The sequence below is a fragment of the Clostridium sp. LS genome (assembly GCF_002760435.1).
Taxonomy (GTDB): Bacteria; Bacillota; Clostridia; order Clostridiales; family Clostridiaceae; genus Clostridium.
Map to the genome: position 1 here is coordinate 19,947 of NZ_AUUU01000101.1, position 15,095 is coordinate 35,041.

General features: G+C 32.1%; 8 protein-coding genes and 1 pseudogene. 2 read left to right on the forward strand and 7 right to left on the reverse strand.

What is annotated here, in order from left to right; translation table 11 throughout:
* Positions 1-21 precede the first annotated feature (21 nt).
* The 7 genes and pseudogenes from COL3_RS20220 to COL3_RS20250 form a co-directional block, all read right to left on the reverse strand.
* Positions 22-2,655, reverse strand: coding sequence for a chemotaxis protein CheA (locus tag COL3_RS20220; protein WP_008421043.1), 2,634 nt, complete (start codon positions 2,653-2,655; stop codon positions 22-24).
* Between the two features lie 161 nt (positions 2,656-2,816).
* Complete coding sequence (locus tag COL3_RS20225) at positions 2,817-3,626, reverse strand: protein-glutamate O-methyltransferase CheR (RefSeq protein ID WP_008421045.1); 810 nt, start codon at positions 3,624-3,626, stop codon at positions 2,817-2,819.
* A gap of 53 nt (positions 3,627-3,679) precedes the next feature.
* Positions 3,680-5,371, reverse strand: a complete 1,692-nt coding sequence (locus COL3_RS20230) for a methyl-accepting chemotaxis protein (RefSeq protein ID WP_008421047.1) — start codon at positions 5,369-5,371, stop codon at positions 3,680-3,682.
* 13 nt (positions 5,372-5,384) lie between these two features.
* A complete protein-coding gene (locus COL3_RS20235) occupies positions 5,385-5,855 on the reverse strand; it encodes a chemotaxis protein CheW (protein ID WP_008421049.1) in 471 nt (156 codons plus the stop codon).
* 225 nt (positions 5,856-6,080) lie between these two features.
* Positions 6,081-8,141: pseudogene (locus COL3_RS20240) on the reverse strand (thioredoxin domain-containing protein).
* Positions 8,142-8,421: 280 nt separating this feature from the next.
* Complete coding sequence (locus COL3_RS20245) at positions 8,422-9,528, reverse strand: DUF362 domain-containing protein (protein WP_008421054.1); 1,107 nt, start codon at positions 9,526-9,528, stop codon at positions 8,422-8,424.
* Positions 9,529-9,674: 146 nt separating this feature from the next.
* Positions 9,675-10,226: a hypothetical protein gene (locus COL3_RS20250; protein ID WP_008421057.1), complete on the reverse strand. Its 552-nt coding sequence runs from the start codon at positions 10,224-10,226 to the stop codon at positions 9,675-9,677.
* Positions 10,227-10,363: 137 nt separating this feature from the next.
* Between COL3_RS20250 and COL3_RS20255 the strand changes: the two genes are divergently transcribed.
* Positions 10,364-11,278, forward strand: coding sequence for a DMT family transporter (locus COL3_RS20255; protein ID WP_099716699.1), 915 nt, complete (start codon positions 10,364-10,366; stop codon positions 11,276-11,278).
* A gap of 251 nt (positions 11,279-11,529) precedes the next feature.
* Positions 11,530-15,048 carry a pyruvate:ferredoxin (flavodoxin) oxidoreductase gene (gene nifJ / locus COL3_RS20260; RefSeq protein ID WP_008421062.1) on the forward strand — a complete coding sequence of 1,173 codons (3,519 nt, stop codon included), beginning with the start codon at positions 11,530-11,532 and terminating at the stop codon, positions 15,046-15,048.
* The last annotated feature ends 47 nt before the right edge of the window (positions 15,049-15,095 follow it).

A 15,095-nucleotide genomic window follows, 5' to 3' on the forward strand; every position in this document is an offset into this window, starting at 1 on the left:
GATATAGTAAAGCCCTTTAATTTAATTCTTTTCTTTAAATAATGTTTCTATGTTAATTATTAAAGATACTTTTCCATCTCCTAAAATAGATGCACCTGCCACTATATCTAGATTCTTAAATTCTTCACCTAAAGGCTTAACAACTATTTCCTGTCTTTCAAGCACCGCTCTTACTGGTAAAGCTTTTAATTTTTGATCATATTCAAGTATTATGATCATTGCTTCATCATCACGAATAGTTTCACTTGAGCATTCAAATACTCTATTCAAATTGATTTTTTCTATAATATTATCTCTGAGTTTTAACATAGAACGTTGACCTTTGAGGCTAACCCAATTACTTTCTTCTGGTTTTAATATTTGTTTAATATATAGTGTTGGAACAATATATTGGCTTCCAAAAATATCTACAATTGTTCCATTCATTACAGCTAAGTTTATAGGTATTTTTAAAGTAAAAGTACAGCCTGATCCTAATTTGTTCTTTATGTCAACCCTTCCGCCGAGGTTCACAACTTCAGTTTCTACTACGTTCATTCCAACCCCACGGCCAGCAATACTATTAACCTTTTCTTGAGTTGAAAATCCAGGCATAAAAATTAATCTATAAGCTTCTTCATCCGTTAAAACAGCATCACTGTTAATAAGACCTTTTTCCTTAGCTTTTTTTATAAGTTTTTCTGGTGCCAGTCCTCTTCCATCATCCTCTACATCAATAAAAATACTGCCTTGCTTACTATATGCCCTTACGATAACTTGACCCTTTTCTATCTTATTCTTACTCTTCCTCTCTTCTGCATCCTCTATTCCATGAGATATAGCATTTCTTAGTAAATGCATTAATGGATCAAATATTTTATCAGCTACGCTTCTATCAAGTTCCGTATCTTCTCCAACAAAGTCAAGTTCAACTTCCTTTTGCAATTCCATTGATGTATCCCTTCCAATTCTCATAAGCTTTTGGAACGTAGATTTCATAGTAACCATTCTAAGAGACATAGAGTCTTTTTGAACATCTTTAATAATTTTCGCCATTTGATTTAACAAAGCCATGCATTTATCATTTTGATCAAGCTTTCCTAAAGACTCTTTTTCAAGAAGTGATTGATGAATCAATAGTTCTCCAAGCATATCTATTAAATTATCAATTTTTCTTGTTGGAACCCTTATATAACCTCCATCAGAATTAGTCCTAGCAGCTTTTTTATCATTTTGATCATTTATATTTGTTTTTTTATCTTCAATACTTATAGATTTCATGTTATTTTGAGATTCTTCTGATTTGACAATTTCTGCTTCTTTTAAAGGTACAGTATCCAGTAAGCTTAGTTTGTCCTCATCCTCTTTGGTTTCAGATTTCTCATCTGCTTCTTCACTAATAATATCTCCTTTGCTCTCAAGTAATTTTTCTATCTCTATTTTTATATTAGAATCATTAATAAGATTTAAGTTGCAGCAAAGCTTTTCTATTAATTCAGCACATTTAAAAACTACAGCTATGTTATCTTCACATAATTTTGCCTTCTCTTTCCTTATATCCTCCAATATAATCTCAGCTTTATGTGAAAGTTTTTCGACCAAATCAAATTCAATAAACCTTGCTAATGTTTTAATGACATTAAATGAACGAAAGCTAACATAAATATTTTTAACTTCTATATCTTTATTTTTTTCAAATAATTTTAAATTCTCATTTATTTTTTGAATTTGTTCAAGGGCAGCAGATACAAAGTCCTGGGTAAATTCATGTTCTATTACAATTTCATTTTCACTTTGCCCAATTATGTCATCCACAATAATATCTACATCTGTTTTATCCTCTTTTAAGGATGCTTTCGAGAAGTTAGAAATTAATTTAATTCGTGCATCTAAAGAATTATTCTCCTCGATTTCAATATAATCTACATTAGCATTTGTAACTTCTACTTGGCCTTGTAATAATTCTAATATTGAGTCACGAGCTTTTTCAGTTTCTCCTAAAATTCTAATTTCCGAACTATCAAATGCATAATTTTCATTTTGTAAATCCTCATCATTTGGTTCTTCTGGAATTGATTTTAATATCCTTACATGTTCTTTTATACTTCTAAATATAAGCCATGCCCTAAGAGATTTCATTGCACATTCGCTGCTTATATTTACGCATATATTCACCACGTTATAGCCGGACATAATACTATTCTTAATATTTCTTATATCCTCATCGCTAATATCAAAATCTTTTACTTCAATAGTCTTTTTGTTATTTTCACTTGTGCTAGGTGTAAGCTTAGAATGTTTTTCTTGTACGACTAAGTGAAGCTTCTTTAATAATTCATCACTTTTTGAGCCTTCCTCTTTTCCATTGTTGATAATACTTTCAATATTATCCTCTAAAAAATCACAGCATACAAAAAATAAATCAATTATTTTTTTATTAAGCTCTAACTTCCCTTCTCTAACATCGCTTAAAATATCCTCTAATTTATGGGTAAAATCAGCCATAATATTAAACCCCATCATTGAGGAAGATCCTTTTATTGTATGTGCAGCACGAAAGATTTTGTTAAGTAACTCCTTATCAAAAGTGCCTTTTTCAAGTTCAACTAAAGACTGATTCATTATTGCAAGGTGTTCCTTAACTTCATCTACATACACATCAAATAACTCATTCACTTTTATGCCTCCTCTTTATTACCCTTTCAACTAAGACATATCTGCAAAAATTTACTTCTATATGATCAAAGAATAAATCCGTATCTTCGTATTAAGGTAGAATTTTGATTGCTAAAAAATTAACCAAAGTTATAGCTCCTATATTTTTCAATATTGGAAGGTTACTTTTGGTAAATAGTTGGCCTAAGGTAACGAAATTTATGATTCTTGTTATTTAATGTTTCAGAATGACCTATAAAAAGAAGTCCACCTATTTCTAAAGCGTCATAAAACTTATCAATAATTTTTTGCTGAACACTTGGCTCAAAATATATCATTACATTTCGGCAAAAAATAATATCGAATTTCTTTTCAAAGGGAAAATTATTCATCAAATTAAACAACCTAAAGGTAACCATATCTCGAATTTCTTTCTTGATTTGATAGTTTCCATTAAATTTATTACAGTACCTTGACAACCAATACTTTCCAACACTGCTTGTTATGGTTTGCGGATAAATGCCATTAATAGCTAAATTAAGTGCTTTTGTATCAATATCCGTGGCTAAAATTCTAGTTTTAAGTCCCAAAGTATCATAATATTCTTTTAGTATAAATCCTAAGGTATAGGGTTCTTCTCCAGTGGAACATGCTGAACTCCATACCCTAACTTCTCCATTTTTTTCAATAGTTTTGTTATTCTCTAGAATAAATTTCGCATTTTCCCTAAGAAATTCAAAATGATTATTTTCTCTAAAAAAGTCAGTTTTATTAATTGCAATTTCATTTATAAACTCGGTTAAAAACTGCTTTCCGCTTCTTGTACTAATAAGCTTCAAATATTCATCATAAGAAGTGATGCCTAAAGGAGTCATCATTTTAACAATCTTTAATTTCAACATATCTTTTTTAGCATTACTAAAAAAAATTCCAACCTCTCTATTTATAAAATCCCTATAACTCTCAAATATAACCTGGCTAAAGTACTCCATAGATTAAGCTCCTTAAAAGTTTTTTCCTCTCTGAAAATGCCCTAATGCTTATTTTAGAAATTTGCCGTATCCTCATCTAATGGAATTATGTCATTAGGATTTACTATACGCGTGCTCTTTCCACTTGCTTGTAACTGAACTTTTCCTCCTGTTGAAAAATATTTATTTGTGTCCCTGCTATTAATTGATGCACTACCTCTCATTTTATTTCCAATATCCTGTGGCTTTTTAATTTTTTGTATATTTCCATTAAGAGCAGCCTGCCCTTCAACAATGGAAATTAATTGATGTACTACCTCTCTTAAATTTTCTGTTTGTGCACTTAACTGTTCTGATGCAGATGCACTTTCCTCTGCTGTAGTAGCATTTTGTTGAGTTGCAATTTCCATTTGAGACATTGCTTTATTTATTTGTGAAATTCCTTGAGCTTGTTCTTGGCTTGCTGCAGAAACTTCATCCATTAATTCTTTAACCTTATTTGCTTCCACTGTTATTTCGTCTAAGGATTTAGAAACCTTTTCTGCTACAATAACACCTTTTTCAGATAAAGAAATATTCGTTTCTATAATTGCTGCTGTGTCTTTTGCAGCTTGTGCACTTCTTTGTGCTAAATTTCTAACTTCTTCTGCAACTACAGCAAAGCCCATTCCTGCGTCTCCTGCTCTTGCTGCTTCCACTGCTGCATTAAGTGCTAATATATTAGTTTGGAAAGCAATTTCATCTACAACCTTAATTATCTTCGAAATTTCATCACTAGATTTCTTTATTTGAATCATTGCCTCCATCATTTCTCTCATATCAGTACTTCCATTATCTGCTGAGGTTTTTGCCTCTCCTGCAAGAATTGAAGCTTGTCTTGTATTCTCATTATTTTGTTGTATCATTGATGTCGCTTCTTCTAAGGTTGCTGCTGTTTCTTCTATAGAAGATGCCTGCTCAGAATTTGCTTCTGCTAATTGTTGACTTGAACCTGATAATTGTTCAGATGCTGCTGCAATTTGCTCAGCCCCCTCATTTAGAGATTCAACTGCAAAATGCAATGGCTTTGAAATAGAACGGCTTAAGAAAATACCACAAGCAAGCGCTGCAATTACACCTATAATCAGTACTACAATTGATGAAATTGTTGCAAATGCTGTATCTTGACTAGAATCTGCAGTAGACTGTTTCCCTACATCTTCATTTAACTTTATTATTTGGATTAATGTATTTTGTGAATCAAGAAAAGATTGCCTAGCATCAAGAGAAGCTGCATTAGCTTGATCATATAAAGCTGATATTTGTTTATCATTTATATCTACACCTGAATCAAGAAGCCTATCAACCTGCTTTGTTATATCTATTACAGCTTGATGTTTTTTCTTCCATGTATCCCATTGTGGAAGGAATTTACTAACCAACTCGGATTCTTCCTTAGTTTGCGGTAATGGCTCGTATACTTTCCAAGCCGCATCACCATCGCTTAAAGCATTATCCATATATGTATAATGTGCAGTTCTTAGATCCTTAGTCGAACTAAGCTCCTTATTTATTATCCCACGTTCCGCCGTTAACACTTTATTTTGTTGAACTTCCACTTGAAGCAGAGCATCTATACTTGGCATACGAACTAGCCCAACCTCTTTGATATGTTCTGTTAATTGTACAATACCATACCATCCACACATACCAACTATTAATGTTATTATCGATACCAAGATAAAACCGCCAATAATTCTAGAACTTAATTTCATATTTCTCAACATACCCTTTTTCCTCCTATTTCATTTCTTTTAAAAGAACCATTTCTTCCATGTTTAATACCTTCTCTATTTTAAGAAGAAGTATAACCTTCCCTTTCACCTTTCCTAATCCCGTTAAAAATTCCTGCTCAATATCTGTACCGTATTGAGGTGACTGCTCAATTTCAGCTTTTTGGATATTTACAACCTCTGAAACTGTATCTACAACTATACCCATTAGTTTTTTTGTATCTGCTAAATTTATTTCAACTACAATAATACAAGTTCTATGGTTATACACTCTCTCCGCTAGATTGAATTTTAATCTCAAATCCATTATTGGTATAATCTTACCTCTGAGATTAATCACACCTTTAATATATTCAGGAGTTCTAGGAATTGAAGTTATATCCATCATTCCTATAATTTCCTTAATATTTTGAATAGGAATTCCATATTCCTCTTCAGCAATTTGAAAGGTTAAATATTTTCCTCCTTGTGGTTCCATATTTTTACCTCCTCTCGTAATAAGTTATAAAATAAAATCAAACATAACAAAGTTTGCCATATTTTTCATCTTTTAATTGTAAATTATAGAAGTTATAACAAAATTAAGTCCATGTTAAAATTACATTTCGTTGTTATAATATGTAAACTAAACATATCTTTAAATAAAAAACTAGCTTAAAAGTTATAAGCTAGTTTTTAATATACTCAAAATAATATTATATTTTTACAGCAAATTTATTAATTCATCAATGTCATTTACAGGTGCTAAGCATGATTTTCCCTTGCATAGATAGTATGTTGATTTATCATTTATGAAATCATATTCTTTAACAAAAGGAATTAATTTTTCTATTTCATCTTTATTTTCATTAGTCTTAATAATAGTCGTTAAGTTAAATATTGCTTTTTCACTTAATAGATCTTTAATTTTTTCTTCTTCGCTTTTATCTTTTATTAGGCATACTAATTCCTTAGATTCACTTAATGCAAAAGAAGCAGCTAATAAGAAAAAGGAATGATTTATTTCTTCCCTTAATATAGATCCACAAATAAAATTAAGCTGTTTTCCTGCCATTTCCTCTAAGTTTGAATCCCCAGTTATTCTTGCAAGTTTTATTAAATTATAAGCTGCAACAGAATTACCTGACGGCATAGCTCCATCAAAAAGTTCTTTGGGTCTTGCTATTAGCTGCTCGCTGTCTTCACCATAAAGGTAAAAGCCATAATTTTTATAATCCCAAAAGAAATTAATCATATTCTTATTTATATCAAGAGCTTTACTTAGAAATGAAATGTCAAAACTACTTTCATAAAGCTCAATAAGACCAAAGCAAAGGAATGCATAATCATCTAAGTATGCTTTATGACGCGACTCCTCTTCTCTATACCTTGCAAGTAACCTATTATTTTCATCCATTAATTTTTCAAAAATAAAGTTTACTGCCTTTTTGGCATACTCAAAATATCTCTCATCTTCAATGACCTTATATGCCTTTGCAAGGGCTGCTATCATGAGACCATTCCATGATGTTAATATTTTATCGTCTTTGTGTAGTTTATACCTATCACTTCTATATAGAAGCACTTGTTCACAAAGAGCTTTTATCTTATCATTAGTTTTATCAAATTCATTATTTTTAATTAAATTTGGTATGCTCTTCCCTTCAAAATTTCCATTGAGTGTGATATCAAAATAATCATTAAAATATGTTCCATCCTCATCACCTAATACTCTCAAGATTTCTGATGGTTCAAATACATAATATTTTCCTTCTTCACCTTCACTATCCGCATCCTCTGCACAATAAAATCCGCCTTCTTTATTACTAAGCTCTCTAAATATATATTCCAATGCTTTAGTTGCCACATCTTTGTATAATTCATTTTTTGTTATTTCATAACCTTCAAGGTATGCAAGAATTAATAAAGCATTATCATAAAGCATTTTTTCAAAATGTGGTACTAGCCATTTATTATCAGTAGAATATCTGGAAAAACCATAACCTATATGATCAAACATTCCACCTCTATACATGGAAACTAAAGTTTTTTCTGCAATTTCCAAAGCTTTAATATTTTTATGGTTTTTATAATATCTTAGTAAAAACATTATTTTATGAGGAGTTGGAAATTTTGGCGCTTCTCCAAACCCTCCATAATTTTTATCAAAGGTTTGTAAAAGTTGATTGTACCCGTTTTCTAATGTTTTGGAAGTTAACTCTACACAACTAGTTTCGCCTTCAAAATATTGGCCAAGTTCTGATAAAATACCATCACTTGTTGATATAAGCTTATTTTTATCTTCACTCCATTGTTTTACCACCGCATTCAAGATGTCCATAAGTCCTGGTATATTGTATTTTGATTTCTTGGGATAGTAAGTTCCTGCGTAAAATGGTTTTTGGTCCGGAGTCATTATTATTGTAAGCGGCCAACCGCCGTGTCCTGTTAAAGCTTGACAAACTGTCATATATACGCTATCAACATCTGGTCTTTCTTCTCTATCTACCTTTACTGCTACAAAATTATCATTCATAATTTTTGCAACTTCTTCATCTTCAAAAGATTCATGTGCCATTACATGGCACCAGTGACAACAAGTTTACCATAACCTGCAATATTAAGAATACCCAATAGAAAGGAATACAGGCTTATTTTCCTGCTTTGCTTTAGCAAAAGCTTCTTCTCCCCATGGATACCAATCAATAGGATTATACGCATGTTGAAGAAGATATGGTGATTTTTCTTCAGCCAATCTATTGGGTGCTATATTTATTGTAGTCATTTTATCACCTTCTTTCATAAATATAATAATTTAGTATACCCCAAAAAATAAAAGATACTACTTTTTACACACAACTTTGATTGTTCATAGGAGTAAGCAGACTTTATAAGCAATGAAAGCAATCTAGTAATAAGAGGCATAAATCCAAAGAATAAGTATAAATAAAAATCTCCTCACAATAAACTTTACATATATTGTGAGGAGATTTAATTTTTAAACTATCTTAAATTTGAGTAAAACAACTATAATTGCCTTTTTCTTTAGTAATAGGATTATACGATTAAATTGTAATTAAATCATATTCTTTATTTCCAAGGCCTAGTTCTACTGCATAATCAATTGCAACTTTCCAATCAGTTTCTGGGCTTACATCAGTAAAATGGTCATGATGTTTACAGCCATTTTTCTCAAGTAAACTTCCCGCCATAACAGGTTGTCTATTTACAGCATCTGCGCAAGCAATATCTAATGCAACTGGATCAAAAGATGCAAACATACCAACATCAGGTACTATAGGCACATCATTTTCTGCATGACAATCGCAATATGGAGAAACGTCAATTACTAAGCTAATATGAAAGTTTGGACGTCCATTTAATACTGCCCATGAATATTCTGCGATTTTTTTATTTAGGATATCATTAGATTCACTTGATCCAGGCATAACAGCATCCATAGGACAAACTCCTATGCACCTTCCGCATCCAACACACTTATTGTGATCAATAGATGCTTTTTTATTAGTAATATCAATAGCAGAGTGAGCACATATTTTAGCACACATGCTGCAGCCAACACAATTATCTTGATAAACATGAGGCTTTCCACTACTATGCATTTCCATTTTTCCAGCACGAGATCCACAGCCCATTCCTATGTTTTTAAGGGCTCCACCAAATCCAGTCGCCTCATGACCTTTAAAATGGTTAAGAGATATAAAAATATCTGCATCCATAATAGCATGTCCTATTTTTGCTTCCTTAACATATTGACCATTAGCAACTGGAACTAAAGCCTCATCAGTTCCTTTAAGACCATCGGCAATTAATATATGGCATCCTGTTGAAAAAGGACTAAATCCATTTGTATACGCAGAATTAAGATGGTCAAGAGCATTTTTTCTACCACCTACATATAAAGTATTACAATCTGTTAAAAATGGGTTTCCCCCCAGTTCTTTAACAACATCTGCTACAGCCTTAGCATAATTAGGTCGTAAAAATGCTAAGTTGCCTGGTTCACCAAAATGAATCTTAATAGCTGCATATTTTTTTTCAAAATCAATTTCTCCAATTCCTGCTGTTCTTATTAAACGAGTCAATTTTTGTATTAAATTTTCATTACCTGTTGTGTGCATATTAGTAAAATATACTTTTGATTTTTCCATTTTTTAATCCCTCCAAAAACAATGATCATAAGTTAGCTAAGATTCACTCGTTTACATTATAAATCTTCGAGTTAACTCGAAGTCAATAATTAATTGCGGCGATTTGAAAAAAATTTTCCTTTCTTTATTAGAATCTTTAATATTTATTAAAAGAAAATCAACCTTGAAACAATACCCGCAATTACTGCACCCACTACATCTGAAATTAAATCAAAATTAGTATCTATAAGTCCATGCTGATTATTGATCTTATTTGTTGTGTCTGATATAAATTCATATATTTCAAAAATACAACCTAATGAAATTCCTATGGCTACAACAAAAATGCAACCATATAACTTTGGAAAAATTATATATGTAGTTACTTTGCTTAATATAGAATAAAAGAAAAGTGAAAATGAACACGAACCGAAAGCATGTAGAAATCGATCATAATATTTTGAACGATTATAAAAATTTAAATGTTTCCCAATAAGACTATCTCCAATAATAGTTAATAGAACCATGAAAATAATAAAAGACGCGACTTGAAATTTTAATATATATTGGATTGCTAAAAAAACTAAATAAAAAACATAAACTGCAATATTTTCAAAAAGAAAATTATAATTCTTTTCCCTTAATGTTGATACAATGGTAAATAACATAATAAAAGAAAAAACAATGGTCATAAGAGCTAATAATGTACTATACTCCATACATTCACCTTCTCTATATATTTAATATTATTATTTGCTTATTAAATGTTATTTATTCTAACGTTTAATAACTCTATAATGGCTATTGATAAATCTATGCTATTTCCTATATAATTTTTTAAAAGGAGATGATTAAACTGAATAACAAGAGATTACGCGCAAATATACTTTTATTGATAACTGCTGCCATATGGGGATTTGCGTTTGTTTCACAAAGGATTGGTTCTAAATATGTAGGGACCTTTACTTTTAACGGAATAAGATTTGCACTTGGGAGCATTTCTTTAATTCCTTTAATTATTTATTTTGATAAGAAAAAGAAAAATGAAAACACTAATGATACTAAAGTTTATACTAATGTAACTGCTAAAAAAATGATTTCATCTGGAGTATTAGTTGGTACGATTCTATACGCTGGTTCAAGCATTCAACAAACTGGTCTTATTTATACAACTGCTGGAAAGGCAAGCTTTATTACAGGTCTTTATGTAGTCATAGTCCCAATAATAGGAGTATTTTTAAAACATAAAATCGGAAAAAATTCATGGATTGGAGTTGGACTTGCTGTTGCTGGACTTTACCTTTTAAGTATAAATGAAAATTTCAGTATAAGCTATGGTGATTCCCTTGAAATTATAGGCTCGCTTTTTTGGGCTATTCATATTTTATCAATTGACCATTTTTCAAAAATAGTAGATCCTTTAAAATTGTCATGCCTTCAATTCGCAACGTGTTCACTATTAAGTTTAGTTACAGCCCTAGCTTTCGAAAATATAACCCTATTTGGAATTTCAGGCGCATTAATACCTATACTTTATGGTGGTCTCCTATCCGCTGGTGTTGCATATACTCTGCAAGTGGTAGCTCAAAAAAATGCTAAACCATCTCATGCAGCCATCATTCTGAGCATGGAATCAGTATTTGGAGCTATAGGTGGCATGCTTATACTTGGTGAAGTTATGAGCATGCGGGGATATGCTGGATGTGCTCTCATACTTGGAGGAATAGTTTTATCACAACTTAGATTTTCCCCAAAGATATCTAAATCCTGAAAATTATCACAAAAATCAAAAATTAAATTTTCAAAATTAAAGGGATAAATCACTTAGAGGTTTATCCCTTTAAAATGTAATTTAAATCACGCTGTATTAAATATGATTAATTATAATATTCACATTAAGCTTTTTATTAAGCAAATCAATATAGTATTTACAGAAATATGTATACTTTTCCTCAGGTTTCAAATAATAAATGAGATATAAAATTTAGATAAATAATAAAAATCATATAAGGAGGATAAGTAATGCAAAAAGTTACAAAAACAATGGATGGAAACCAAGCTGCAGCATATGCTTCATATAATTTTACAGAAGTAGCCGCAATTTTCCCTATAACTCCTTCTACTCCTATGGCTGAAGGGGTTGATGAATGGTCTGCTCATGGCAAAAAGAATATGTTTAACCAGCCAGTTAAAGTTGCTGAAATGCAGTCAGAAGCTGGTGCTGCTGGGGCAGTGCATGGATCACTTCAAGGAGGAGCGTTAACAACTACATATACGGCATCTCAAGGATTGCTTCTTATGATACCAAATATGTATAAAATGTCTGGAGAACTTTTGCCAGCAGTATTTCATGTAACTGCTCGTGCAATAGCAACCCATGCTTTATCAATATTTGGAGATCACCAAGATGTTATGGCTTGCAGACAAACAGGCTTTGCTATGCTTGCGGCATCAAATGTTCAAGAGGTAATGGATTTAGCATGCGTAGCACATTTAAGTGCAATAAAAGGAAGAGTTCCCTTTATGCATTTCTTTGATGGATTTAGAACCTCCCATGAGTATCAAAAAATTGAGGTACCTGATTTCGATGAAGTAACTAAACTAGTAGATAAGAATGCTTTAAAAGCTTTTAGAGACAGGGCTTTAAATCCAGAACATCCAGTAGCTAGGGGTACAGCGCAAAATCCTGATATATATTTCCAAGGAAGAGAAGCACAAAATCCTTTCTTTAATGCAGTACCTGATATAGTAGAAGATTATATGAAAGAAATGAAGAAAATTACTGGAAGAGAATATCACCCATTCGATTATTATGGAGATCCAGAAGCTGAGGATATTATAGTAGCTATAGGTTCAGTATGTGATACTATCAGTGAAGTTGTAGATTATTTAAGAGAAAAAGGCGAAAAAGTTGGTGTGATAAAAGTTCACTTATATAGGCCATTTTGTGAAAAATACTTCTTCAACGTTTTTCCTAAGTCTGTTAAAAGAATAGCTGTATTAGATAGAACAAAAGAACCTGGCGCACCTGGAGAACCATTGTATCTAGATGTTACTAAGCTTTTCTATAATGCAGAAAGTAAACCAACTATAGTTGGAGGAAGGTATGGTTTAGCTTCTAAAGATACAAGACCATCTCAGATCATAGCTGTATTTGATAATTTAAGAGCACAAAAACCAAAGGATAATTTCACAGTAGGAATAGTTGATGATATTACTAATACTTCCTTGCCTGAAGGAGAAATAATTGATACTACACCAGAAGGCACTATAAGCTGTAAATTCTGGGGCTTAGGATCTGACGGTACAGTTGGAGCTAATAAGAGTGCTATTAAAATTATAGGAGATAATACAGATTTATACGCTCAAGCATATTTTTCTTATGACAGTAAGAAATCTGGCGGTACAACTGTCTCTCACTTGAGATTTGGAAAGAGCCTAATAAGGTCTCCTTATTTAGTTTATAACTCAGATTATGTTGCCTGCCATAATAAATCCTTTATATATAACTTTGATGTTCTGAAAGGATTAAAGGAAAATGGTATCTTTGTACTAAACTGTCCATGGGATAAAGATGAAATCGAAGATAAATTACCTGCACCATACAAGAGATATATAGCCAAAAACAATATAAAATTCTACACTATCGACGCAATTGCTATTGCTGGTGAAATAGGCCTTGGAAACAGAATTAATATGATAATGCAATCTGCATTCTTTAAACTAGCAAATGTTATACCTGTAGAAGATGCAGTTAAATATTTAAAGGATTCAATTTCTCACCTATATGGCAAAAAGGGTGATAAAATAGTTAAAATGAATCACGATGCCGTGGATAGAGGTATAGATTCCTTAAATGAAGTTAGCATTCCTGAGAGCTGGGCTAATGCACAAGATGAAGATAAGCCTATAAAAGATGAACCGGATTTTGTTAAAAATATTCAACGTCCTTTAGCAAGGCATGAAGGCGATGAGCTGCCAACAAGTGCCTTTGTAGGAATGGAAGATGGTACCTTCCCTCTAGGCACTACTGCTTATGAAAAGCGTGGTATAGCAGTTAATGTTCCTGAATGGCAGACTGATAAATGTATTCAATGCGGACAATGCGCATATATCTGCCCTCATGCAACTATTCGTCAATTCATAATTGATGAAAATGAAAAGAAAAGTGCTCCTGAAGATTTTATTACAAAGAAAGCAGCAGGAAAAGGTCTAGAAAATTATGAATATAGAATTCAAGTAGCTCCACTAGACTGCACAGGCTGCGGAAACTGCGCAGATGTCTGCCCTGCTCCTGGTAAAGCTCTTATAATGAAGCCTTCAGAAGAACAAATATTAGAGCAGGAGGAAAATTGGGAATATGCTATGACCCTTACTCCTAAGGAAGATTTAATTGATAGAAATACCTTAAAAGGCAGTCAATTAATTAGGCCTCTTCTTGAATTCAATGGTGCCTGCCCTGGATGTGGTGAAACACCATATATAAGACTATTAACACAACTTTTTGGCGAAAGAATGATAATTGCAAACGCAACTGGATGTTCCTCTATCTGGGGTGCAAGTTCTCCTTCCATTGCATATACAACTAATGCAGAAGGAAGAGGTCCTGCTTGGGCAAATTCACTATTTGAAGATAATGCCGAATTTGGATATGGTATATTCCTTGGTGTTAAACAAATTAGAGAAAAACTTGCAGATTTAATGAACGAAGGTTTAGCATCACCTGATTTTAATGATGAAATTAAAGATGCCTTCAGAGAATGGCTAAATAACTTCAATAATGGCGCAGAATCAAAGTCAGCTTCTACTAAAGTTATAGAAGTATTAAAGAATTCTAATAACGAAATAGCTAAAGAGATCCTTGAAAGAAAAGACTATCTAGTTAAGAAATCTCACTGGATAATTGGTGGAGATGGATGGGCATACGATATTGGTTACGGTGGAGTTGACCAGGTTCTTGCTATGGGAGACGATGTTAATATATTTGTAATGGATACAGAAATATATTCTAACACTGGTGGTCAGGCATCAAAATCATCTCAAACTGGTCAAGTGGCTAAGTTTGCAGCCGCTGGTAAGAAAACTAGAAAGAAAGATTTAGGACTTATGGCTATGAGTTATGGCTATGTCTACGTTGCTCAAATAGCAATGGGTGCAAATATGAATCATGCAATCAAAGTAATAGCTGAAGCTGAAAAATACCCAGGACCATCACTTATCATAGCTTACGCTCCATGTATAAGCCACGGAATAAAAATTGGTATGGGTAACAGTATAAAAGAAGAAAAGAAAGCTGTAGAATCAGGATATTGGCATCTATATAGATACAATCCATTACTAAAAGAAGAAGGCAAAAATCCATTCTTGCTTGAATCTAAAGAACCTACTGCTTCATATAAGGACTTCCTACATGGTGAAATACGTTACTCATCCTTAATGAATGTATTCCCAGAAGTAGCCGATGCATTATTTGACGAATCAGAAAAGAACGCAAAAGAAAGATATGATACCTATAAACGTTTATCAGATATGCAATATTAATTTAATAAAAAAATCCCCAGTTTAATGGGGATTTTTTCTTATATAAT